At 72.2% G+C, this 22,728-nt stretch carries 19 protein-coding genes; 14 read left to right on the top strand and 5 right to left on the bottom strand.

The features are described 5' to 3' along the window. Window positions 1-14: 14 nt before the first annotated feature. Both OG990_RS13420 and OG990_RS13415 read right to left on the bottom strand, forming a co-directional pair. Entirely contained in the window at window positions 15-845 is an 831-nt protein-coding gene (locus OG990_RS13420) for an MOSC domain-containing protein (protein ID WP_406080721.1), read from the bottom strand. Between the two features lie 19 nt (window positions 846-864). After that, on the bottom strand, window positions 865-1,563 hold the full coding sequence (locus OG990_RS13415) for a carbon-nitrogen hydrolase family protein (protein WP_406080719.1): 699 nt from the start codon (window positions 1,561-1,563) through the stop codon (window positions 865-867). Window positions 1,564-1,645: 82 nt separating this feature from the next. Here OG990_RS13415 and OG990_RS13410 point away from each other — a divergent pair, with 82 nt between their 5' ends. The 5 genes from OG990_RS13410 to OG990_RS13390 all read left to right on the top strand — a co-directional run bounded on the left by OG990_RS13410 (window position 1,646) and on the right by OG990_RS13390 (window position 6,937). After that, the gene (locus tag OG990_RS13410) at window positions 1,646-2,431 is read left to right on the top strand and encodes a DedA family protein (RefSeq protein ID WP_328417394.1); all 786 of its coding nucleotides are present in this window, start codon (window positions 1,646-1,648) and stop codon (window positions 2,429-2,431) included. Window positions 2,432-2,523: 92 nt separating this feature from the next. Continuing rightward, window positions 2,524-3,684: a sensor histidine kinase gene (locus OG990_RS13405; RefSeq protein WP_406080717.1), complete on the top strand. Its 1,161-nt coding sequence runs from the start codon at window positions 2,524-2,526 to the stop codon at window positions 3,682-3,684. After that, window positions 3,675-4,319, top strand: a complete 645-nt coding sequence (locus OG990_RS13400; RefSeq protein ID WP_406080716.1) for a response regulator — start codon at window positions 3,675-3,677, stop codon at window positions 4,317-4,319. Before OG990_RS13405 ends, OG990_RS13400 begins: the two co-directional genes overlap by 10 nt. Before the next feature lie 977 nt (window positions 4,320-5,296). Next, window positions 5,297-5,854, top strand: a complete 558-nt coding sequence (locus tag OG990_RS13395) for a hypothetical protein (protein ID WP_328424600.1) — start codon at window positions 5,297-5,299, stop codon at window positions 5,852-5,854. A 663-nt stretch (window positions 5,855-6,517) separates the two neighbouring features. Beyond that, window positions 6,518-6,937, top strand: a complete 420-nt coding sequence (locus OG990_RS13390; RefSeq protein ID WP_328417388.1) for a protein-tyrosine phosphatase family protein — start codon at window positions 6,518-6,520, stop codon at window positions 6,935-6,937. A 250-nt stretch (window positions 6,938-7,187) separates the two neighbouring features. Here the strand turns inward: OG990_RS13390 and OG990_RS13385 are convergent, their stop codons facing one another. Beyond that, on the bottom strand, window positions 7,188-9,482 hold the full coding sequence (locus OG990_RS13385; protein ID WP_406080714.1) for an ATP-binding cassette domain-containing protein: 2,295 nt from the start codon (window positions 9,480-9,482) through the stop codon (window positions 7,188-7,190). Window positions 9,483-9,646: 164 nt separating this feature from the next. On the opposite strand from OG990_RS13385, the gene OG990_RS13380 reads away from it, so the two are divergent. The 3 genes from OG990_RS13380 to OG990_RS13370 all read left to right on the top strand — a co-directional run bounded on the left by OG990_RS13380 (window position 9,647) and on the right by OG990_RS13370 (window position 12,591). Continuing rightward, complete coding sequence (locus tag OG990_RS13380; RefSeq protein WP_406080713.1) at window positions 9,647-10,417, top strand: MerR family transcriptional regulator; 771 nt, start codon at window positions 9,647-9,649, stop codon at window positions 10,415-10,417. A gap of 10 nt (window positions 10,418-10,427) precedes the next feature. Then, entirely contained in the window at window positions 10,428-11,672 is a 1,245-nt protein-coding gene (locus OG990_RS13375) for a D-alanyl-D-alanine carboxypeptidase family protein (RefSeq protein ID WP_406080712.1), read from the top strand. A 70-nt stretch (window positions 11,673-11,742) separates the two neighbouring features. Further along, complete coding sequence (locus OG990_RS13370; RefSeq protein ID WP_406080710.1) at window positions 11,743-12,591, top strand: peptidylprolyl isomerase; 849 nt, start codon at window positions 11,743-11,745, stop codon at window positions 12,589-12,591. A gap of 142 nt (window positions 12,592-12,733) precedes the next feature. On the opposite strand, the gene OG990_RS13365 is transcribed toward OG990_RS13370, so the two are convergent. Both OG990_RS13365 and OG990_RS13360 read right to left on the bottom strand, forming a co-directional pair. Next, on the bottom strand, window positions 12,734-13,771 hold the full coding sequence (locus OG990_RS13365) for a LacI family DNA-binding transcriptional regulator (RefSeq protein WP_406080708.1): 1,038 nt from the start codon (window positions 13,769-13,771) through the stop codon (window positions 12,734-12,736). A gap of 222 nt (window positions 13,772-13,993) precedes the next feature. After that, window positions 13,994-15,049: a LacI family DNA-binding transcriptional regulator gene (locus OG990_RS13360; protein WP_406080707.1), complete on the bottom strand. Its 1,056-nt coding sequence runs from the start codon at window positions 15,047-15,049 to the stop codon at window positions 13,994-13,996. A 137-nt stretch (window positions 15,050-15,186) separates the two neighbouring features. Here OG990_RS13360 and OG990_RS13355 point away from each other — a divergent pair, with 137 nt between their 5' ends. The 6 genes from OG990_RS13355 (at window position 15,187) to OG990_RS13330 (ending at window position 22,710) form a co-directional block, all read left to right on the top strand. Then, entirely contained in the window at window positions 15,187-16,494 is a 1,308-nt protein-coding gene (locus OG990_RS13355) for an ABC transporter substrate-binding protein (protein ID WP_406080706.1), read from the top strand. Beyond that, window positions 16,491-17,489, top strand: a complete 999-nt coding sequence (locus OG990_RS13350; RefSeq protein WP_406080705.1) for a carbohydrate ABC transporter permease — start codon at window positions 16,491-16,493, stop codon at window positions 17,487-17,489. Before OG990_RS13355 ends, OG990_RS13350 begins: the two co-directional genes overlap by 4 nt. 2 nt (window positions 17,490-17,491) lie before the next feature. Beyond that, complete coding sequence (locus OG990_RS13345) at window positions 17,492-18,355, top strand: carbohydrate ABC transporter permease (protein ID WP_386990882.1); 864 nt, start codon at window positions 17,492-17,494, stop codon at window positions 18,353-18,355. 97 nt (window positions 18,356-18,452) lie between these two features. Next, window positions 18,453-20,828: a glycoside hydrolase family 3 N-terminal domain-containing protein gene (locus OG990_RS13340; protein ID WP_406080704.1), complete on the top strand. Its 2,376-nt coding sequence runs from the start codon at window positions 18,453-18,455 to the stop codon at window positions 20,826-20,828. A gap of 7 nt (window positions 20,829-20,835) precedes the next feature. Further along, window positions 20,836-21,861, top strand: a complete 1,026-nt coding sequence (locus OG990_RS13335; RefSeq protein WP_406080703.1) for an acetylxylan esterase — start codon at window positions 20,836-20,838, stop codon at window positions 21,859-21,861. 30 nt (window positions 21,862-21,891) lie between these two features. Further along, a complete protein-coding gene (locus OG990_RS13330; protein WP_406080702.1) occupies window positions 21,892-22,710 on the top strand; it encodes a M15 family metallopeptidase in 819 nt (272 codons plus the stop codon). Window positions 22,711-22,728 lie beyond the last annotated feature (18 nt).

The raw sequence follows: 22,728 nt of genomic DNA, 5'->3' as shown, positions 1-22,728 counted from the left end.
TTGGCGGGCGAGAATCAGCCGATCGTGACGGGATCGCCCTCCGCCACCCGGCCGGGACGGACCACCCGGGCGTACGCGCCGACGCACGGCTGCGGGCCCAGGCCCGGCAACGGCTCGATCCGGTTCAGCCGGGCCGGCACCCGCAGCGCCTCGGTCTCCCGTGGCAGCGGGCCGTGCGCCAGCGTCGGCACCGCGCAGCGCGGCGTCAGGGCGAGCACGGCGAGCACCAGGGCCGGGCCGATCCGCAGCTCCCGGCCCACCCAGCCGTTCTCGGCGAACGCGTCCCCGGACGTGTCGAGCACCAGGTTGGGTCGGTAGCGTTCCACCGTCCCAGCCTCGGGCGGCAGGTCGGCGGCGATCCGGTCCAGGGTTGCGGTGGTGACCAGATGGATCGGGGCGAAGTCGAAGAAGGTGCCGGGCGCGGCTGACCCGAGCCGGCTCTCGTCCGCCGGGACCTCGTCCGCCAATCCGGCGGCCAGCACCGCGTCCGGGTGGGAACGCAGCAGCGTGGCGTCGGCCGGTACGGCGTCGACCAGCGTCACCGAACGGCCCGCCGTCGCGGAGAGCACCACGTCGATGTCGGGCTCCGCGGTCGACAGGTGCCGGCCGTCGGGCAGGGTGATCCGCACCGCGTCGGGTGCCGTGCCGGCCGCCCGCAGGGTGAGCAGGTTGTGCCACCGGTGCGGTTGCTTGGCGCTGGCAACCCGACCGGTGGCCCGATCCAGCAGGGCCAGCGCGCGGTCACCCGCGACGCCGGTCTCGCCCACGTCGGCGGCCGGCAATCGCTCGCCCAGCAACGACTTCACCGGATAGCGCCGCAACTGCACCAGCCGCCCAGAGATCACCGGCCCACCCTAACCGCGTTCAGTCGAGGCTGGCGCGGAGCAGCTCGCCCGGCTCCGTGCCCGTCCGGCCGTACACCTCGGCCTTCGGCGACCAGATGGCGGACCGACCGGCTGCTTCGGTGTAGCCGCCACCGGTCGACCCGGCGAAGCTCGCCATCGCCACCCAGACCCGGTGCGCGGTGGCGATCCGGTGCGCCCGCTGGTCCGACACGTCGGCGTCGCTCGCCGACTCCAGCACGCCCGCCGCGTACACGTCGATCCCGAGCGCGGCGGTCCGCGCCGCGTGCGCGGCGACGCCGGTGTCCTTGCAGATCGCCAGCCCCACCCGCCATCCGTCCACGTCGAGCACGGCCGGCGCGTCGCCCGGCCGGAACCGGCGGGCCTCCACGTCGCCCAGCCACATCTTCCGGTACGCCACCGTCACGCCAGCGCCAGTCACCGCCAGCATGGCGATGTGGTCACCGGCGACCGGCGCTCCGGCCAGGGCCAGCGCGCCCGTCTCGGCGCACGCCTCGACCAGCGGCGTCAGTCGGGGGTCATCGACGGGCACGACCGGGGCGTTCAACTCGTACCCGGTCAGGGACAGCTCCGGAAAGAGCACCACCCGGGCGCGCGCCGCGCGGACTGCGGCGGCGTGCGCCCGCGCGTTCGCCGCGACGTCCCGGGGTACGCACAGTGGCTGCGCCACAGCGAACCGTAGCGGGGTGCGGTTTTCCACACCCCCGGGGCTGTGGTCGGGCCGCGCGGCCGGGTGGTCGACCCCATGGTCGGCTCTCAGGATCACTTCGTAGCGTGGGGGCATGATTCGAACGTCCCACGCCGTGCTCGCCACCGGAACCCCCATCGCTGAGGCCGGACCGCCCCAGGATGGCTTGGTCGGCTACGTCAGTGACCTGGTGGAACGACTCGGCGGGCCGGGCGCCGGCCTGGCGGTGGCGCTGGAGAACCTGTTCCCGCCGATCCCCAGCGAGGTGATCCTGCCGCTGGCCGGGTTCGTCGCCGCGCAGGGCCGGATCAGTCTGATCGGTGCGATCTTCTGGACCACCCTGGGCTCGGTGGTGGGTGCGCTGGCGCTCTATCTGATCGGTGCGTCGCTGGGCCGGGACCGGATGCGCGCCATCGCGGCCCGGTTGCCGCTGCTGAAGCTCAGCGACGTGGACCGGACCGAGGCGTGGTTCCTCCGGCACGGCGTGAAGGCGGTCTTCTTCGGCCGGATGATCCCGATCTTCCGGAGCCTGATCTCCATCCCGGCCGGGGTCGAGCGGATGCCCGTCGGCACATTCCTGCTCTACACGACGCTGGGCAGCCTGATCTGGAACACCACCTTCGTGCTCGCCGGCTACCTGCTCGGAGACAACTGGCACCTCGTCGAGGGGTATGTCGGCGTGTTCCAGAACGTGGTGATCGTGGCCGTCGTGGCGGCCGTCGCCTGGTTCGTCGGGTCTCGCGTGCTGCGGGCCCGTCGCGCCGCCCGCAACCCCGAGCCGGCCCCCCTCGACCACCAGGGGGCGGGGCACGGCGTGCCCGACCCGGGCGGTCGCGGCACTCTCTACCGCAGCGGCTCGTGGGCCTCGGACGAGCGCTAGACCGGCAGTCGGGCGGGCGTCAGGTGGTCGTGGGGGAGCGTCGGTCCGGCCGGTGGTGGCGTCGGCTCCGGCAGTCGGGCGGGCAGCAGGTATTGGCGGGAGAGCGTCGGACCGGCCGGTGGTGGCACCGCATTCGGCTGCCAGTCGGCGTCGCCGCCGGGACCGCGACCGCCGCCGTCGAGCTGGTCTTCCTGGCCGTCGCGGCCGTCGCGCTCGCAGGGTCCGCGCTCGCGCCCCCGGCCGGCCGCCGGGCCGCTGGCCTGACGAAGCGGTACGCCGCACTGCTGGTGCGCGTGGAACGCCGCCGGCTGACGGGGCTGCTCGCCGCGGGTGAGCTGCCCGCACCGGTCGGCGCGGCGACCCGGCGGCAGGTCGGCTACCTCGCCGCCCGGCTGGTGCCCGGCGTGCTCGGCCTGTTGGCGTACGCCGTGCTGGGCGTCGGCGTGGTACTGGCCGCGATCGTGCTGCGTGCGGCGGTGCGCGGCGAGCTGACCCCCCTCGACGCGCTGGCCCAGGTCGCCGTCGGAGCGGTGCTGCTGCTGCTCAACGTCCAGGCCATCGTCAGCGTCGCCGCGCTGGACATTCGGCTGGCCCGGCGGCTGCTCGGCCCGGGAAGCCGGGCCGAGCTGGCGGCGCGGGTCCGCGAGCTCACCACCAGCCGGGCCGGGGTCATCGACGCCGTCGACGCCGAGCGGCAGCGCATCGAGCGCGACCTGCACGATGGCCTCCAGCAGCGGCTGGTCGCCCTCGGCATGCTGCTCGGCCGGGCCCGACGCACCCGGGACGCCGACCGCTCCCGCGCGCTACTCGCCCAGGCACACGAGGACGTACAGCGGGCCGTCGAGGAGTTGCGCGAGGTGGCGTGGCGGGTCTACCCGTCGGCGCTGGACGGCAGCGACCTCGGCGAGGTGCTCGCCATGGTCGCCCGCCGCTCCGAGGTGCCGGTGCGAATCCGCTGCGAGCTGCCGGTCCGCCCCGAGCGGCAGACCGAGACGGTGCTGTACTTCGTAGCCTGCGAGGCGCTCACCAACGCCGCGAAGCACGCCGCCGCTACCGTGGTCACGGTCGAGATCGGGGTACGGGAAGGGATGGTCCGGATGCGCGTACACGACGATGGCGTGGGTGGCGCGGACCCGGCCGGGCGCGGGTTGTCCGGGCTGGCCCGGCGGGTCGCCGCGCTGGACGGCCGGCTGCGGGTGACCAGCCCGGTCGGCGGTCCGACCACCGTGCTCGCGGAGCTGCCGTGCGGGTAGTCCTCGCCGAAGACTCGACGCTGCTCAGGGAAGGCCTGGCGCGGCTACTCGCCGAGGAGGACCACGAGGTGGTCGCGGCGGTCGGCACCGCCGACGAGCTGGTCGAGGCGGTCGAACGGTCCCGTCCCGACGTGGTCGTCACCGACGTCCGGATGCCGCCCACGCACACCGACGACGGGCTACGCGCCGCGCTGGAAATCCGCCGACGATGGCCCACCACCGCCGTCCTGGTGCTCTCCCAGTACGTGGAGCGGCGGTACGCCGGCCGGCTGCTCGCGGACCGCCCTGAGGGCGTCGGGTACCTGCTCAAGGACCGGGTCGCCCAGGTGGACGACTTCCTCGACGCACTGGACCGCGTCGCCGCCGGGGGCACCGCGCTCGACCCCGAGGTCGTCCGGCAAGTGGTCGCCGGCTCCGACCGGCCGGACCCGTTCGGTCGGCTGACCCCGCGCGAACGGGACGTGCTGCACGAGATGGCCCAGGGGCACACGAACGCCGCCATCGCCCAGCGGCTGCACGTGTCGCAGAGCGCGGTGGAGAAGCACGTCAACGCCATCTTCGACAAACTCGACCTCGCCCACGTGACCGGCTACAGCCGCCGGATCCTCGCCGTGTTGCGTTACCTGGGCACCTGACGCGTCCGCCTACCGCTGCGGCCTGGGTGATCGACTCGGTATCGGCGATGTCGCGGTATCCCGCCGCGGTGATGCCCCCATGTCGGCGATCTGGAGTCGATCACCGCCAAGCACCGTCTCGGGTGGTGTGGTTTTCGGGGCGTCTTGATGGCCACGATTCCCGCTGTGGCGCTCGGTGTCCGCTTACCGGCAGCGGGCCTCGCGGCGTTGCGTTACCTGGGCATCTGACGCACCCTCGCACCACTGGTGCGGCGTGGGGGTGATCGACTCGGTGTCGGCGATGTCGCGGTATCCCGACGCGGTGATGCCCCCACGTCGGTGATCTGGAGTTGACCATGGCCATCCGGCCCGGTCTGGCGCCGGGACAGTGGCCGGGCGCGCGTCGAATGTCCGGCTGACGCCGGGACCGATGGCCGAGCGCGTCGAATGTCCGGCTGCGACGGGAGCGGTTGTCGAGCGCGTCGAATGTCGGCTGACGCCGGGAGCGGTGGGCGATCCGGGCGCCGAATGTCCGGTATCCGGGGTCTCTGGCCTGTGACTGGCTGCACCCGTCGGCCGGAATGGGGGCCGGCCCGGGGTCGTTACATACCCTGACGATCGCAGTACCACGGCCCGCCGCCCCACCCCCGGGGTTGGAATGCCAGGCCAAGCCCGGTCGTTACAGATCCCCGAACGACCGCACCAGGCACCCGCTCGACCCGGTGCCGACGGCCGACCCGGAATGACCTCGGCCCGCCGGTCGTTACAGATCCCCTGAACGACCGCCCCAGCACCCCGCTCCACCGGGTGCCGACGGATGGGCCAGGCCCGGAATGATGTCGGCCCGGCGGTCGTTACACACAGACCCGGCGCCACGAGCCCCCCGCCCGTAGGTCGCCGAAAAGACTTTGTTGTTAGCGCCGGACGAGGTGCTCGCACCCTGCAATGCCGATCCCCCGGTCGGTTTGGGTGTTTACCCCCGTGAAGGAGCTACCCCCATGAACACGATCATGCGTAAGAGTGTGCTGTCCGTTGCTGGTCTGGCCTTCGCCGGTGGTGTGTTCGCCGGTCCGATCGCCGCCCACGCCGCCACCCCCGTCGACACCAAGCCCGCCGCCGTGGCCGTGCAGTCGGTCTCGCCGCAGGGTGAGCAGTCCCGCATCGATTTGAACGGTGAGCAGACCGCCAACGTCAAGGCGATCATCGCCGCGACGAAGAAGGCTGGTCTGCCGGAGCGGGCCGCGGTCATCTCGATCGCGACGAGCCTGCAGGAGTCGAAGCTGGAGAACCTCGGCCACCTCGGCGACATGAACGACCACGACTCGCTGGGCCTGTTCCAGCAGCGGCCGAGCTCGGGTTGGGGTACGCCGGAGCAGATCACCGATCCTGAGTACTCGACCACCGCGTTCCTCAAGGGTTTGAAGCAGGTCGACGGGTGGCAGGACATGCCGCTGACCGACGCCGCGCAGACCGTGCAGGTGTCGGCCTACCCGGACGCCTACGCCCAGTGGGAGAAGCAGGCCACCGACCTGGTCGGCCAGTACTGGAACAGCTGACCCACCGCACAGCATGAACGAACCGCTGGCCGGCACCCCCAACCCGGGGTGCCGGCCAGCGGCATGTCCGCGCCGAGATCTTGGACAGTTTCCGTTACGCGTGAACGGAAACTGTCCAAGATCTCGGCCCGGCTGGTCGGGTGTCGCCCGGGGAACATCGCCGGCCGGAGGCTGGTTGTGGTCAGTGTCGGTGTGACTCAGTGTCCCCGGGCCTCACCTATATTGCCTTCGCGGAACACCGTTCGGCTGGAGCCGCGTCGTGCCACTCGCCGAGAGGCGACCTGCACACCGACACCAGCGCCGCCCCCGGCCCACCAGCCGGGGGCGGCGCTGTCTGTACCCACCCGCAGTGGCGGCACGTCGGTGCGCGTGCTGGCCCCACGCTCAGCGCGTCCGGCGGCACCACGCGCGGTGCGCGCCGAGCCCATGCGGGGTGCGCGTGCCGAGCCCATGCGGATGCGCGTGCCGAGCCCATGCGGGGCGTGCGCGTGCCGAGCCCATGCCCGGCAGCCCATGCTCGATGCGTCGGTGGTACCAAGATTGGTGCGCGTGCCGGGCCATGCTCGGTGCGCGTGCCGGGCCCATGCTCGGTGGCCGTGCCGGCCCCATGCTCGGTGGCCGTGCCGGCAACATGCTCGGTGGCCGTGCCGGCACAATGCTGGGGTGACTGTCGCGCAAATCTGGTCCGAGCAGTCGGGTGTGCTGGTACTGCCCAGCGGGGCGACGGTGCGCGGGCGCCGTATCGGTGCGGTCGCCTCGCCCGCCGACTTCGCCCTGCTGTTGGCGCCCGGTCCGGCGCCGGACTGGCCGTACCGGCGGATCCGGTGGCCCGACTTCTGGCTACCGCTCGATCGGGCGGACGCCCTCGACGCCCTGCGGGCGGCGCTGCGGCGGGCACATGACGGTGAGCGTGTCGAGGTGGCCTGCCGGGGTGGGGTGGGGCGCACCGGTACGGCGTTGGCCGCGTTGGCGATCCTCGACGGCCTGCCTGCCGAGCGGGCGGTGCCGTGGGTCCGGGCGGGCTACCACCCGAAAGCGGTGGAGACACCCTGGCAGCGGCGCTGGCTGCGCCGCGTCGCCTGACCACCACCACTGCCCGCCGGGTGCGGCCCGCCCGTCGGGTGCGGCCCGCCCGTCGGGTGCGGCCCGCCCGTCGGGTGCGGCCCGCCCGTCGGGTGCGGCCCGCCCGTCGGGTGCGGCCCGCCCGTCGGGTGCGGCTCGGCCGTCGGGTGCGGCGCGCCCGTCGGGTGCGGCCCGCCCGTCGGGTGCGGCCCGCCCGTCGGGTGCGGCTCGGCCGCCGGGTACGGCCCGCCCGCCGGGTGCGGCTCGCCCCCTACCCCTTGGTGATCGCCGTCGGCTCCTTGACGTACTCGCGTAGGTGGTCGGCGGTGAGCGTGTCACCCCGGGTGACCAGTTCGGCCGGCGTACCGGTGAAGACGATTCGCCCGCCGTCGTGCCCGGCGCCCGGGCCCAGGTCGATGAGCCAGTCCGCGTGGGCCATGACCGCCTGGTGATGCTCGATGACGATCACGGTGTTGCCGGCGTCGACCATCCGGTCCAGCAGGGCCAGTAGTTGGTCCACGTCGGCCAGGTGCAGGCCGGTGGTCGGCTCGTCCAGCACGTACGTGCTGGTCTTCTCCGCCAGGTGGATGGCGAGCTTGAGTCGTTGCCGCTCCCCGCCGGAGAGGGTGGTCAGCGGCTGGCCGAGCTTGAGGTAGCCCAGCCCGACGTCGACCAGCCGGCCGAGGATGAGGTGCGCCGGCCCGCTGGGGAAGAACGCGTGTGCCTCGGTGACCGGCATGGCCAGCACCTCGCTGATGTTCTTGCCCCGCAGCGTGTACGTGAGCACCTCGTCGGTGAATCGCCGTCCCTCGCACCGCTCGCAGACGCTCGCCACGCCGGCCATCATGGCCAGGTCCGTGTAGATCAGCCCGATCCCCTTGCAGGCCGGGCAGGCACCCTCGGAGTTGGCGCTGAACAGCGCCGCCTTGACCCCGTTGGCCTTGGCGAAGGCGGCGCGGATCGGGTCGAGCAGCCCGCTGTAGGTGGCCGGGTTGCTGCGTCGCGACCCGCGGATCGGGGACTGGTCCACGATCACCACCCCGGCCCGGCCGCGCAGCGACCCGTGGATCAGCGAGCTCTTGCCGGAGCCGGCGACTCCGGTGACCACGGTGAGTACCCCGAGCGGGATGTCCACGTCAACGTCGCGCAGGTTGTGCAGGTCGGCGTTGCGGATGGCGAGCTGCCCGCTCGGTTGGCGCACCTCGTCGCGCAGGGTCACCCGGTGGTCCAGGTGCCGACCGGTGAGTGTGTCGGAGCGGCGCAGGCTGGGGACGTCCCCGGTGAAGCAGATCCGGCCGCCGTCGGTGCCGGCGCCCGGCCCGAGGTCGACCACGTGGTCGGCGATCGCGATGGTCTCCGGCTTGTGTTCCACCACCAGTACGGTGTTGCCCTTGTCGCGCAGCCGCAGCAGCAGGTCGTTCATCCGGGCGATGTCGTGCGGGTGCAGCCCGACGGTCGGTTCGTCGAAGACGTACGTGACGTCGGAGAGGCTGGAGCCGAGGTGCCGGACCATTTTCACCCGCTGCGCCTCACCGCCGGAGAGGGTCGCCGACTCGCGGTCCAGGCTGAGGTAGCCCAACCCGATCTCGACCAGCGAGTCCAGCAGATCGCGCAGGTTGGCGATCAGCGGCGCCACCGCCGGGTCGTCGACGCCCCGTACGAACGCGGCCAGGTCGCTGATCTGCATGGCCGAGCACTCGGCGATGTTCCGCCCGGCGATCCGCGATGACAGGGCCGCCGCGTTGAGTCGGGTGCCGCCGCAGTCCGCGCAGGTGGTGAAGGTGACCGCCCGGTCGACGAAGGCGCGGATGTGCCCCTGCATCGAGTCGCGGTCCTTGGCCAGGTAGAGCCGCTTGACCTTGACCGCCAGACCCTCGTACGTCCAGTTGTTGCTGCCCATTTTGATCTTCGTGGAGGGCTTGTACAGCAGGTCCTGCCACTGCTGTTCGGTGTAGTCCTGGAGTTTGGTGTCCGGGTCGAACAGACCGGACCCGACGATCGTCTGCCAGTACCAGGAGTCGACCGCGAAGTTGGGCACGGTGATCGCGCCGTCGTTGAGCGAGCGCTCGACGTCCACCAACTCGCTCACGTCGAGGTCGGAGACCTGGCCCAGCCCTTCGCAGGTCGGGCACATCCCCTCGGCCAGGTTGAAGCTGAACGCCCCGGCACCACCCACCGACGGCTGGCCGAGCCGGCTGAAGACGATCCGGAGCATGGCGTACGCGTCGGTGGCGGTGCCCACGGTGGAGCGCGAGTTGACCCCCATCCGCTCCTGGTCGACCACGATGGCCGCGCCGAGGTTGCGCAGCGAGTCGACGTCCGGCCGGTTGAGGTTCGGCATGAACGACTGGAGGAACGCGCTGTAGGTCTCGTTGATCAGGCGCTGGGACTCGGCGGCGATGGTGCCGAAGACGAGCGACGACTTGCCCGAGCCGGAGACACCGGTGAAGACGGTCAACCGGCGCTTGGGGATGTCGACCGAAACGCTGGCGAGGTTGTTCTCCCGCGCTCCGCGTACCTCGATCATGTCGTGGCTGTCGGCGACGGACCATGCTGGCTGCGACATGCGAACCCTTCACGAGATCGTGGCGGGGAAGGACCCCGCCGGGCTGACGGATTACATTGTCTCATTCATCCCCTAGTAGAGACTTTTGCCGAGATTCCACTGGTGACTACGCCGGAACGACCCGCAAAGTCTCAAATCACGTGGCAACCGGTACGGTGGCCGCCGTGGACTCCGCACCCAAGGACCGCCTGCGGGCGGTGGACCTGGCCGCCACCGCAGGGATTTCGGTGCAGCAGGTGCGCAACTACGTCGAGGTGGGCGTGCTGCCGCCAGTGCGGCGCACTGCGAGCGGCTATCGGATCTTCACGACCGAGCACGCGCGGGCGCTGACCGTGGCGCGGAGGCTCGCCGAGGGGCATGGCTGGAGCCGTACCCGGGAGATCATGGCGGCCGTGCACCGGGGCGACCTGCCGACGGCCCTCGCGGCGCTCGACGGCGGCCACGCCGAGCTGGACCGGGAGCGCGCCGAGATCCGCCGGGTGCTCGGCGCTTTCGAGACCGTGCTGGCCAGCCCGTCGCAAGCCCGGCCGGTACCCCGCCGTGGCGCCCGCATCGGTGAGGTCGCCGCCCTGGTCGGGGTCCGGACCTCGCAACTGCGGCTGTGGGAGGAGCGCGGCCTGCTGCGACCGGTTCGCACGCCGGGCACCAGATACCGGGTGTACGACGAGGCCGAGCTGCGCGCCGCGCAGGTCGTCGCGCTGCTGCGCCGGGGCGCCTACCCGTTCGAGATCATCGGGGCGGTGCTGGGCGAGCTGCGCACCACCGGCAGCGCCCAGCGGGTCCGCGCCGAGCTGGCCCGCCGTGAGCAGGAACTGCACGCGCGCAGTCTGCGCCGGCTGCGGGGGAGTGCCGCGCTGCACGACTACCTGGGCGGTCGGGATGCCGCCGGATGGTCGGCCGGGTATCCGGTCCCGGCGGGGGATCTTGTTGGCTAGGGTCGAGCTCATGAAAGCTGCGCTGCTGACGGTCGCGGCGTCCGCCGTCCTGCTCACTCCCGCGACGACCGCTGCCGCTCCCGCGACGACCGCCGCCGCTACGACCGCCACCACGGGTTCCGCCGCCGCGACGACCGTGCGGTGCCCGACGGTGCCGGCGCCAGCGGTGTCCCGGCCGCCACGGCCCTCGCCCCCGCCCGCCGTGCCCGAGCAGCGGGTGGTCGGCGGAGTCGGACTGGCCACCAGCGGACTGGTCGTGCCGGCCGGCGCCGGCGCGCCACCGGCGGTCACCGCCACCTCGTGGCTGGTCGCCGACCTGGACACCGGCCAGGTGCTCGGTGGCTGCGGCCCGCACGAGTACGGCACCCCGGCCAGCGTGCAGAAGCTGCTGCTGGCGGCCACGATGCTGCCCCGGCTGGATCCGAAGCAGACAGTCACCGTCACCGCGGCGGACATGAACATCGAGCCCGGTTCGTCCGCCGTCGGCCTGGTCGAGGGCGGCCGGTACACCGTCGAGACCATCTGGCTCGGGTTGCTACTCAACTCGGGCAACGAGGCGGCCAACGCGCTGGCCCGGCTGGGCGGCGGGGCGGACGGCGCGGCCGGCGGAGTACGCGCCATGAACGAGCAGGCGCACCGGCTCGGCGCGCTCCAGACGCACGCGGTCACCCCCTCCGGGCTGGACGGCAAGGGGCAGTTCACCAGCGCGTACGACCTCGCGCTGATCGCCCGGGCCTGCTTCGCCGAGCCGAACTTCCGCCGGTACGCGCTCACCGAGCAGGCGCAGATCCCGGCCCAGCCGGCGCAGCGCATCAAGGGTTTCCAGATCCAGAACGAGAACCAGCTCATCTACCGGTACCCGGGCGCGCTCGGCGGCAAGACCGGCTTCACCGACCTGGCCCGGCACACCTACGTCGGCGCGGCGCAACGCGGCGGGCGGCGGCTGGTGGTGACCCTGCTGGGCGCCGAGCCGGCGCCGAAGCGCGGTTGGGAGCAGGGTGCGGCCCTGTTGGACTGGGGCTTCACGCTGCCCCGCGATGCGGCGGTCGGCGGGCTGGTCGAGCCGGGCGAGCTGACCGCCACGCCGTCGGCCTCGCCGTCCGCGCTGGCTGCGCCCCGTGCGCCTCGACCGGCGGCGGCCAGCGGTCCGGTGCACGCCGGGTCGGGGTGGCTCTGGTCGGTGACCGCGCTGAGCGGCGCGGGGGTGCTGCTGCTGGGCGGGCTGTTGTGGCGGCACCGCCGTCGGCTGCCCTGACGGATCGACAACCGGCTCTGACGTCCATAGACTCCGGTCTTTCTGGCACCACGAGTCCAGGAGGATCCCTGTGTCGAGTGAACTCGAACCGCGGCCCGGCGTGGCGACACCCCGCCGGTCGGTGCGCGCGCTGACCCGCCTCGCGGGGGTGACGGTGCTCGCCGGGGCGCTGGTCGTCGGCGCGTCCGCCACCGCCGTAGCCGCGCCGGGCGCGTCCGTCGACGCCGTGACCGCGTCCGCCGCGCCGCCAGCAGCCGCCGACGCCGCCACCCGCCCGCCGCGCACCACGCACGGCCCATGCGCGTACACCGAGACGCCCGACGAGCCGGCGGCCCGGCCGGTGCCACTGCCGCCCGACCCGCGGCGTACGCCGGACCGGGGCACCGTCCGGGTGACCCTCTCCACCAACCACGGGCCGATCGGGTTGACCCTGGACCGGGCAACCGCGCCGTGCACGGTGCAGAGCTTCCTGCACCTGGTCCGCAAGCGCTTCTACGACCGCACCATGTGCCACCGGCTGACCGCGTACCCGACGCTCAGCGTGTTGCAATGCGGTGACCCGTCCGGCACGGGCGAGGGCGGCCCGGGATACCGGTACCGCGACGAACTGCCGACCGACCTGCCGCCGGCGCCCACCGACCCGACCGGCGAACGCAAGGTGTACGCCCGGGGCGTGCTGGCCATGGCCAACGCCGGGCCGGACACCAACGGCAGCCAGTTCTTCCTGGTCTACGCCAACTCCGCGCTGCGCCCCAACTACACGATCTTCGGGGAGATCGACGCGGCCGGGCTGGCCACCCTGGACCGGATCGCCGCCGGGGGAGTGGCGCCGACCGCCGAGGACCCGGCACCGGTCGACGGCGCACCCGCACTGCCGGTGGACATCCGCCGGGCCGTCCGCTCGCACCACCACCACTGACCGTGCGGCGCGGTGGGCGGCTCCAGGTCGCTCACCGCGCCAGGGCGCGCCGGCCACTAGCCGTCGTTGGGGCCGTAAGAAGCCGGAATTTTCGGGATCCGAACCGGAACCGCCGAACCAGCGTCCGACCCGATTCCGACCGTCACGACCGGTCGGGTGACCCGGTCAGCGCGGTGGCGGTGCTGTCCCGGACGACCAACTCGGTGGCGAGCTCCACCCGGGGCGAGTCGATACCCTCGCCCTGAGCCAGCCGCAGCACGGTCCGCGCCGCCAGTCGGCCCATCTCCACCAGCGGTTGACGCACGGTGGTCAGCGGCGGCGAAGCCCAGCGGGCCTCCGGCAGGTCGTCGAAGCCCACCACGCTGACGTCGTCCGGGACTCGCAACCCCCGACGCCGGATGGCCTCGTAGACGCCGAAGGCCATCTGGTCGCTGGCCGCGAAGATGGCCGTCGGCGGATCGGCGAGGTCGAGCAGCGCCGTGCCGGCGGCGAACCCGGAGGCGTGGTAGAAGTCGCCCGGGCAGACCAGGGCGTCGTCGACCGGCACCCCGGCCGCCTCCAAGCCGGCCCGGTAACCGTCGAGCCGAGCCCGGCTGCACAACAGGTGCGTGGGCCCGGCGACGAACCCGATCCGCCGGTGCCCGATCGAGAGCAGGTGCTCGGTCGCGGCGAGTCCGCCGGACCAGTTGGTGGCACCGATCGTCGGCACGTCCATGGCCGGCACGCCGGCCGGGTCGACGACCACCACCGGCACGTTGAGGCGGCGCAGCTGCGCGTGCAGCGGCGGGCTCAGGTGCGAGGTCACGAAGATGACGCCGTCGGTGGCCCGGGTACGCAGATTCTGCAACCACTGCCGGGCCGCGGTGGGCTGCCGGTGGATCGCGGAGACCACGGTGCCGACGCCGGCGCCGTGCCCGACGTCCTCCACCCCGCGAATGATCTCCACGGCCCAGGGGCTGTCCAGGTCGTTGAAGACCAGGTCGACGAGACCGGCGCGGCGTACGCTGCGGCTGTTGCGGCGCCGGTAGCCGTGGTGGCGCAGCAGCTCCTCGACCCGTTCCCGGGTGTCGGGTGCCACATCGGACCGACCGTTGAGCACCCGGGACACGGTCGGCACCGACACTCCGGCCTCCCGTGCGATCGCGGTGATGGTCACCCTGCGTCCGTCGTCCGCGTCCACCGCGTCTCCTTTGATCTTTCGGGGGCGGGCCGGACGCCGGCACCGGGATGCCCCGGAGCAGCGTGTCCGTCCCATCGGTCATCTTGCCGCACGGACCGAGGGCTGGCGACAGGGCGCATCGCCGCCGGTGTTCGGGAAGTTGCGGAGAATTCCCGGAAGTCCGGCTGATCGGCACGGGCCGGCGCGTCGCCGGGCCCGGCCTAGCACCCGTGACCTCGCCGCTCAGCCGCTCGCCCCACCGGCTGCCGACGGCGGCCGATCGGGCCCGGGAAAGGGCGTGTACGGGCCGCAGGAAGACCGGACGACCAGTTCGGTCGGCAGCCGGACGTGCGGGTCGCGCTCGACGCCGCCGACGAGGTCGATGAGCAGCCGCATCGCCACGGCGCCCATGCGCTGCAGGGGTTGCGAGATCGTGGTGAGCTGCGGGGTGACCAGCGCCGACTCAGGGATGTTGTCGAAGCCGATCACGGACAGGTCGTCGGGCACCGTGAGGCCCATGGTCCGGGCGACGTCCATCGTGGAGATCGCGGAGAGGTCGTTGCTGGCGAAGACGGCGGTCGGCCGGTCGGGCAGTGCCAGCAGTTCCGCGGCCGTGGCGGCGGCGCTCTCGACCCGGAAACCGCCGACGCGGACGAGTCGTTCGTCGACCGCGACGCCCGCGTCGGCCATGGCTCGGCGGAAGCCGGCCTCGCGAAGGCGCGCCGACTCGAGGTCGGGGCGACCGCTGATGTGGCCGATGCGGCGGTGGCCGAGCGACAGCAGGTAGTTGGTCGCGAGCACCGCGCCGGCGAAGTTGTCCGAGTCGACGGTAGGCAGCCCCGACGGGCCGGTGTGGGGGTCGACGGCCACGACATGGAAGCCCTGCTTGGTCTCGACCACCGTCGGCGTGACGATCACCGCCCCGTCGATGAGCGTCCCGGACAGGCGGGCCAGCGAGCGCCGCTCCCAGCCGACGGCCGTGCCGTCGCCGTCGCCGCCGGAGTAGGCCAGCAGTTGGTAGCCGGTGCCGGCGACCTCCTTCGACGCGCCCTTGAGCAGCTCGGTCGAGAACGGCTCGAACTCGGCGACCAGGATGCCCAGGACGTTCGTCCGGTGGCTGCGCAGGCTCTGCGCTCCCAGGCTGGCCTCGTAGCCGAGCTGGTGGATGACCTCCCGGACGCGCTCCACGGTCGCCTGCGCCACGCCGTAGCGACCGTTGACGACCTTCGACACGGTCGCCACCGAGACGCCGGCCGTACGGGCCACGTCCGACATCTTGACACGCTCAGGGAAGGTCACGCCGACGATGATAGTGGGCCACCTGGGACTCGTCGCGAGGGGTAGAAAACGTTATCGACAACGGTTGACACCCCGTTACGTGACTGTAAAACTCGCCGCACCTAAGTACCGCCACTGCTAGTCGAGGAGACGTGTCGATGGCGATGAAGCACCGCGCGGGCGCCACCCTGGCGCTGTTGATGACGACCGCACTGCTCGTCGCCGGGTGTAACGGCAGCGACAGCGAGGCACCCGCCGAGAACGAGCTCTACAAGAACCCGGTGACCCTGACCTGGTGGCACAACGCCTCCCAGGACGGGCCTGGCAAGACCTACTGGGAGAAGGTCGCGAAGGACTTCTCCGCACTGCACCCGACCGTCACGGTCCAGATCGAGGCGATCGAGACCAACCAACTCCAGCGCACCCGGCTCCCCGCCGCGCTGCTGTCCAGCGACCCGCCGGACATCTTCCAGGCGTGGGGCGGCGGCGAGATGCGTGAGCAGGTGGAGGCCGACTACCTCAAGGACCTCACCGATCAGGTCAAGGGCGAGGTCGCCAACATCGGCAGCGCGACCGAGATCTGGCAGGTGAACGGCAAGCAGTACGGCCTGCCGTACCGGATGGGGATTGAGGGCATCTGGTACAACAAGGACATGTTCGCGAAAGCGGGCATCACCGCTCCTCCGACCACTTTCGAGGAGCTCAACCAGGCGGTCACGAAGCTCAAGGCCATCAACGTCATCCCGATCGCGCTGGGGGCCGGTGACAAGTGGCCCGCCGCGCACTGGTGGTACAACTTCGCGCTGCGTGCCTGCTCGGTCGACACGCTCAAGAAGGCGTCCGTCGACCTGGTCTTCGACGACCCGTGCTTCGTCAAGGCGGGCCAGGACCTGAAGACCTTCATCGGCACCAACCCGTTCCAGCCGAACTTCATTGCGACGCCGGGCCAGAACGACCCGACCAGCGCCAACGGGCTGGTCGCCAACGGCAAGGCCGCGATGGAGCTGATGGGCGACTGGAACAGGGGCACCCTGGAGACCGTCGCCGAGGATCCCGAAGCGCTCACGAAGTTCCTCGGCTGGTTCCCCGTGCCGGCGATCGCCGGCTCCGCCGGTGACCCGAAGGCGGCCCTCGGCGGCGGCGACGGGTTCGCCTGCGCCAAGAACGCCCCGGCCGAGTGCGTCGAGTTCCTCAAGTACATCGTGAGCCCCGAGGTGCAGAAGGGCTTCGCCGGGACCGGCACCGGCCTGCCCGTAGCCAAGGGTGCGGAGGCCGGCGTGGCCGACCCCGCCCTGAAGTCCATCCTGGAGGCCACCTCGGGTGCGACGTATGTGCAGCTCTGGCTGGACACGGCCTTCGGCAGCACCGTCGGCAACGCGATGAACGACGCGGTCATCGCCATTTTCGCGGGCAACGGCACCCCGGAGAAGGTCGTCGAGGCGATGAAGGCGGCCGCGAAGAAGTGACCTCCACCAACCCGACCCTGAGCCCCGCCGGCGGCGCGTCCGTGCCGCCGGCGGGCCCCCCGGCCGCCCGACGCCCGTCGTCCCGCGCTGCCGAGACCAGACGCAAGTGGTACGAGATCATCGGGCTCACCACGCCGGCGGTCGCCGTCTACGTGATGTTCGTGCTGGTGCCGATGGGCTTCGCGGTCTACTACAGCCTCTTCCGCTGGCGCGGAGTCGGGCCGCCCACCGAGTTCGTCGGATTCAACAACTACATCCTCGCCTTCCAGGACCCGATCTTCCTGGACGCTCTACGCAACAACGCCATCATCGTGTTCGGGTCGCTGCTGCTCCAGGGCCCCATCGCCCTGGCCGTGGCCCTGCTGCTCAACCGTCGCTTCCGCGGCCGCACCGTGTTCCGGCTCCTAGTGTTCGTGCCGTACGTCCTCGCCGAAGTCACCGTCGGCATCATGTGGAAGTTGATCCTCACCGGCGGCGGGACCATCGACGTGCTGCTGCGGCAGATCGGCCTGGGCAGCCTGGTGCAGGCGTGGCTCGCCGACCTCGACATCGTCATCTGGACGCTGCTGGTTGTCCTCACCTGGAAGTACGTCGGCTTCGCGATCATTCTCCTGCTCGCCGGACTGTCGAACGTGCCGCCCGAGCTGACCGAGGCCGCCGCGATCGACGGCGCGAGCTGGTGGCAGACCCAGCGCCACGTCACGCTCCCGCTGCTGGGCCCGACGATCCGGATCTGGATGTTCCTGTCGATGATCGGCTCGTTGCAGGTCTTCGACGTGATCTGGGTGACCTCGGTGCCCGCGGTCCGGTCGCTCGGCGCCTCGGCCACCATGGCCACGTACATGGTGGACAACGGCTTCTTCGCCCGGCTCTGGGGCTACGGCAACGCGGTGGCCGTGATCCTGTTCGTCATCTCCTTCATCGCGGCGCTGCTGTTCCAGCGCTTTCTCCTCCGTCGCGACATCGCGGGCGCCGTCACCGGAAGGAGGAACTGACCGTGGTCGAGAACGCGCTGACGTCCCCCTCGTCGCCGCACCGCCGTCCGTTCTCGTGGGGCAGTCCGCTGACCTACGGGCTGGCCCTCGCGATCGCCGCCGTCTCCATCGCCCCGGTGGTCTACGTGATCGTCGGCGGCTTCCGCACCACCCCGCAGATCATCGCGGACCCGGCCGGGCTGCCCGACCCGTGGGTATGGGACAACTACGCCAGGGTGTTGACGCGGGTCGACTTCTGGCAGCAGGCGCTCAACAGCGCGGTGATCGCCCTGGGCACGACGCTCGCCGTCGTGCTGCTCGGCGTCTGCGCCGCGTTCGTGCTCGCCCGCTACAGCTTCCGCGGCCGGGAGACGCTCTACACCTTCTTCACCCTCGGTCTGCTCTTCCCGGCCGGGGCGGCGATCCTGCCGCTCTATCTGATGCTGCGTGACCTCAACCTGATCAACTCCTACTACGCGGTGATCCTCCCGCAGGTCGCCTTCTCGCTGCCGCTCACGATCGTGATCCTGCGTCCGTTCCTGGCCGCCGTACCCCGCGAGTTGGAGGACGCCGCGGCGATCGACGGCGCCGGCCGGCTCGGTTTCCTCTGGCGGGTCATGCTGCCGCTGTCCCGGCCCGCGCTGGTCACCGTCGGGGTCCTCGCGTTCGTGGCGAGCTGGAACGCCTTCCTCCTGCCGCTGCTCGTGCTCGGCGACGCCGACCTGCACACCCTGCCGCTGGGCGTGCAGAACTTCTCCAGCCAGTACACCTCCGACACCGCGGGAATCCTCGCGTTCACCTCGCTGGCGATGCTGCCGGCGCTTCTCTTCTTCACCTTCGCCGAGAAGCAGATCGTCGGTGGCCTGCAGGGTGCGGTGAAGGGCTGAGCAGCACCGGTACGCGCAGAGACGCGAAACACCGCATAACCGTCTACCTGTTCGCCCAGCGGTCCCTCCTACGGGGGCCGATGGGCGTCGGAGGAAAGTGACCGACAACGTGACCGTGGACACCGAACCGAGCACCACCATCTGGAACGATCCCTCCTACGACCCGCCCACCCGCGTCGACGCCCTCGTCGCCGCGATGACCCTGCCGGAGAAGATCGCCCAGCTGTACGGCGTCTGGGTGGGCGCCTCCGCCGACGGCGGTGAGGTCGCGCCCCACCAGCACGAAATGGAGGAGCCGGTCGACCTCGACGAGCTGCTGCACACCGGGCTCGGGCAGCTGACCCGGCCGTTCGGCACCGCTCCGGTCGACCCGGCGCTCGGCGCGCTCTCCCTGCTGCGGACCCAGCAGCGGATCACCACCGCGAACCGTTTCGGCATCCCGGCCCTCGCCCACGAGGAGTGCCTGGCCGGCTTCGCCACCTGGGGTGCGACCGCGTACCCGGTGCCGTTGTCCTGGGGCGCCACCTTCGACCCGGCACTGATCCGGCGGATGGCCGGTCTGATCGGCGCGGACCTGCGCCGCCTCGGCGTGCACCAGGGACTGGCACCGGTGCTCGACGTGGTCCGCGACGCCCGTTGGGGACGGGTCGAGGAGACGGTCGGCGAGGACCCCTACCTGGTCGGCACGGTCGCCACCGCGTACATCCAGGGGTTGGAGTCGACGGGTGTGGTGGCCACGCTCAAGCACTTCGTCGGTTACTCCGCCTCTCGCGCCGGGCGCAACCTGGCACCGGTCGGCATGGGCCCGCGGGAGCGGGCGGACGTGATGCTGCCGCCGTTCGAGATGGCGGTCCGGGAGAGCGGCGCGCGGTCGGTGATGCACGCCTACACCGACACCGACGGGATGCCGTCGGCGGCCGACGAGGAACTGCTCACGGGCCTGCTCCGGGAGACCTGGGGGTTCACCGGCACGGTGGTGGCCGACTACTTCGGCATCGCCTTCCTGCGCACCTTGCACGGGGTCGCCGGCAGCTGGGGCGAGGCGGCCGGCGTGGCCCTCGCCGCCGGGGTGGACGTGGAGTTGCCCACCGTGAAGACCTTCGGTGAGCCGCTGCACGAGGCCCTCGCCGCCGGGCAGGTGGCCGAGGCGCTGATCGACCGGGCGGTGCGGCGGGTGCTGCTGCAGAAGGCCCAGCTCGGGCTCCTCGACGACGGGTGGGACCCGGTGCCGGTGGCGCTCGCCGGCGTCGACCTCACCGACCCGGAGGCGATGCGGGGCACCATCGACCTGGACCCACCCGCCAACCGGAAACTCGCCCGCGAGGTGGCCGAACAGGCCGTCGTCCTGCTGCGCAACGACGGCGTCCTGCCGCTGGCCAGGCCGGCGCGGATCGCGGTGGTCGGCCCGCAGGCCGAGAACCCGACGGCGGTGCTGGGCTGCTACTCGTTCCCGGTTCACGTCGGATCCCACCACCCGGAGCTGCCGCTCGGGATCGAGCTGCCCACCCTCGTGCAGGCGCTGCGCGCCGAGTTTCCAGGAAGCGAGGTCGTGGTCGTGCCCGGCGCGAGCGTCGACGGCCCGGAGACCGGTGGGTTCGCCCCGGCGGTCGAGGCGGCCCGGGGCGCGGACGTCGTCATCGCGGCCCTAGGTGACCGGGCCGGATTGTTCGGCCGGGGCACCAGCGGTGAGGGCTGCGACGCGGAGTCGCTGGCCCTGCCCGGGGTGCAGCAGCAGCTGCTGGACGCGCTGCTGGAGGTCGGCGTCCCGGTGGTGGTCACGCTGATCGCCGGCCGGCCGTACGCGCTGGGCCGGGCGGTCGACGAGGCGGCGGCCATCGTGCAGTCGTTCTTCCCGGGCGAGGAGGGGCCGTCGGCGATCGCCGGTCTGCTCAGCGGGCGGGTCGAGCCGCAGGGTCGGCTGCCGGTCAGTGTGCCGCGCAGCCCGGGTGGCCAGCCGACCACCTACCTCGCCGCCCGGCTGGGCCAGGCCAGCGACGTCTCCAACATCGACCCCACGCCCGCGTACGGCTTCGGGCACGGGCTCAGCTACACCCGATTCGACTGGTCGGAGCTGACGGTCGAACAGGCGACGGCGGAGACCGACGGGGAGCTGCTGCTGGCCTTCACGCTGCGTAACAGCGGCACCCGGTGGGGCAGTGAGGTGGTGCAGCTCTACGCGCACGACCCGGTGGCCTCGGTGGTGCAGCCGGTGCAGCGGTTGATCGGCTACCTACGGGTGCCGCTGGAGGCCGGCGCCAGTCGCCGGATCGAGGTGACCGTGCCGGCCGACCTGCTCTCGTTCACCGGGCGGGACGGGCGGCGGGTGGTCGAGCCGGGGGAGCTGGAGTTGCGGCTCGCCTCGTCCAGCACGCAACCGCGGCTGGTGGCGACCGTCGAGCTGACCGGGCCGGTACGGCAGGTGGACCACACCCGGCAGATGCACCCCGCGTTCACGGCCCACCCGACCGACTGAGCGCGACGTGTACACCGACCTGCCCGAGGAGCAGCTGCACGGCTACCGCAGCGCGGTCCGGGAACCGGCGGACTTCGACCAGTTCTGGGCCGGCACCCTGGCGGAGGCCCGGGACGCCCGCTGGCCGGTCCGGGTCGAGCCGGTGACGACCGGGCTGGTCAGCATCGACGTGTTCGACGTGACGTTCCCGGGCTTCGCCGGCCAACCCGTGCGGGGCTGGCTGCGGGTGCCCCACGGAGCCGGCATGGCGCTGCCGACCGTGGTCCAGTACGCCGGCTACGGCGGCGGTCGGGGGCACCCGCTGGAGAACCTGCTCTGGGCGGCGGCCGGGTTCGTGCACCTCCAGATGGACACCCGGGGGCAGGGTTCGGGCTGGAGCCGGGGTGCCACCCCGGATCCCGGTGCCGCCGGCCCGGAGGCGCCCGGGGTGGCCACCCGGGGTATCGCCGACCCGCGCACCTACTACTACCGCCGACTGATCACCGATGCGGTCCGGGCGGTGGACGCCGTCCGGACCCTGCCGGTGGTCAACCCGACCCGGGTGGCGGTGCTCGGTCACAGCCAGGGCGGCGGGCTGGCGCTCGCGGCCGGCGCACTGGCACCCGGCGTACGGGCGGTGGTCGCCCTCGTGCCGTTCCTCTGCGACATCCCGCGCGCGATCGTCGCCACCGACGCCCGCCCGTACCGGGAGATCCGGGATTACCTGGCGATCCACCGGGACGCCGAGGAGCGGGTGCTGGCCACCCTGGCGTACGTCGACGGGGTGAACTTCGCCCGGCGCTGCCGCCGGCCGACGCGGTACTCGGTGGCGTTGATGGACGACATCGTGCCCCCGTCGACGGTCTACGCGGCCGTCAACGCCCACACCGGGCCGACCGAGCTGTCGGTGTGGCGGTACAACGGCCACGAGGCCGGCGGGATCGACGACGACGAGGCGGCGCTGCGCTTCCTCGGCGAGCACCTGGCCGAGGGCACCGAGCCGATTCGGCCGGCGGTCGGACGTCGATCCGGCGCGGAGCTCCGGTCGGGCTGATAGACAGGACGGGTGCGCAGGTCAGGGCGAGTGGGCGGCGGCGCCGTGCTCGCGCTGGTCGTGCTGCTCGGCGGCTGCTCGCGGCCGGAGCCCCGTCCGGCGCCGACGGGTGCGGGGTCGACGTCGGTGAGCCCTGGCCCGTCCGCCGCGGCCCGCCTGCCGGGGTTCGTGGTGCTGTCCGACCTCGACCCGCGCATCCACGCCGACATCCGGTACGCCACCGCGCACAACTTCGTCGGCCGGCCGATCACCGCCTACCAGGAGCCGCTGTGTCTGCTCACCCGGCAGGCGGCCGAGGCACTGCGCCGGGTGCAGGATGCCGCGCTGGCCGGCGGGCACAGCCTCAAGGTGTACGACTGCTACCGCCCGCAGCCGGCGGTGGACGACTTCGTCGCCTGGGCGAAGCGCCCCGGCGAGCAACAGACGAAAGCCGAGTTCTATCCGGACGTGGCGAAGAGCCGACTCTTCGCCGACGGTTACATCGGGGCGCCCACGGCGCACAGCAGGGGCAGCACCCTGGACCTGACCCTGGTCGACGAGCCGGCCGCCAGCCAGCCCCCGTACGCGTCGGGTCAGCCGCTGGTGGCCTGTACCGCGCCGCGCGGGCAGCGCTTCGCCGACAACAGCATCGACATGGGCACCGGCTTCGACTGCTTCGACACCCGGGCGCACACGGCCGACCCCGGGATCACCGGCACGGCCCGGGACAACCGGCGGCTGTTGCAGCGGTTGATGACCGACGGCGGGTTCGTGAACTACGACCGCGAGTGGTGGCACTACAGCTTCCGCGACGAGCCGTACCCGGACACCTACTTCACCGCGCCGGTGGCCCGCTCCTCGGTCGGCTGACAACCCGGCCGGCACCGA

It is taken from the genome of Micromonospora sp. NBC_00858 (assembly GCF_045207365.1).
Lineage (GTDB): Bacteria > Actinomycetota > Actinomycetes > Mycobacteriales > Micromonosporaceae > Micromonospora.
This window is presented reverse-complemented; position numbering and strand designations above follow the sequence as displayed.

Bases quoted from the DNA above. Each gene is read 5' to 3' on its own strand.
- OG990_RS13410 (WP_328417394.1), top strand. From the start codon at position 1,646: ATGATTCGAACGTCCCACGCCGTGCTCGCCACCGGAACCCCCATCGCT.
- OG990_RS13395 (WP_328424600.1), top strand. From the start codon at position 5,297: ATGAACACGATCATGCGTAAGAGTGTGCTGTCCGTTGCTGGTCTGGCC.
- OG990_RS13385 (WP_406080714.1), bottom strand. From the start codon at position 9,482: ATGTCGCAGCCAGCATGGTCCGTCGCCGACAGCCACGACATGATCGAG.
- OG990_RS13375 (WP_406080712.1), top strand. From the start codon at position 10,428: ATGAAAGCTGCGCTGCTGACGGTCGCGGCGTCCGCCGTCCTGCTCACT.
- OG990_RS13355 (WP_406080706.1), top strand. From the start codon at position 15,187: ATGGCGATGAAGCACCGCGCGGGCGCCACCCTGGCGCTGTTGATGACG.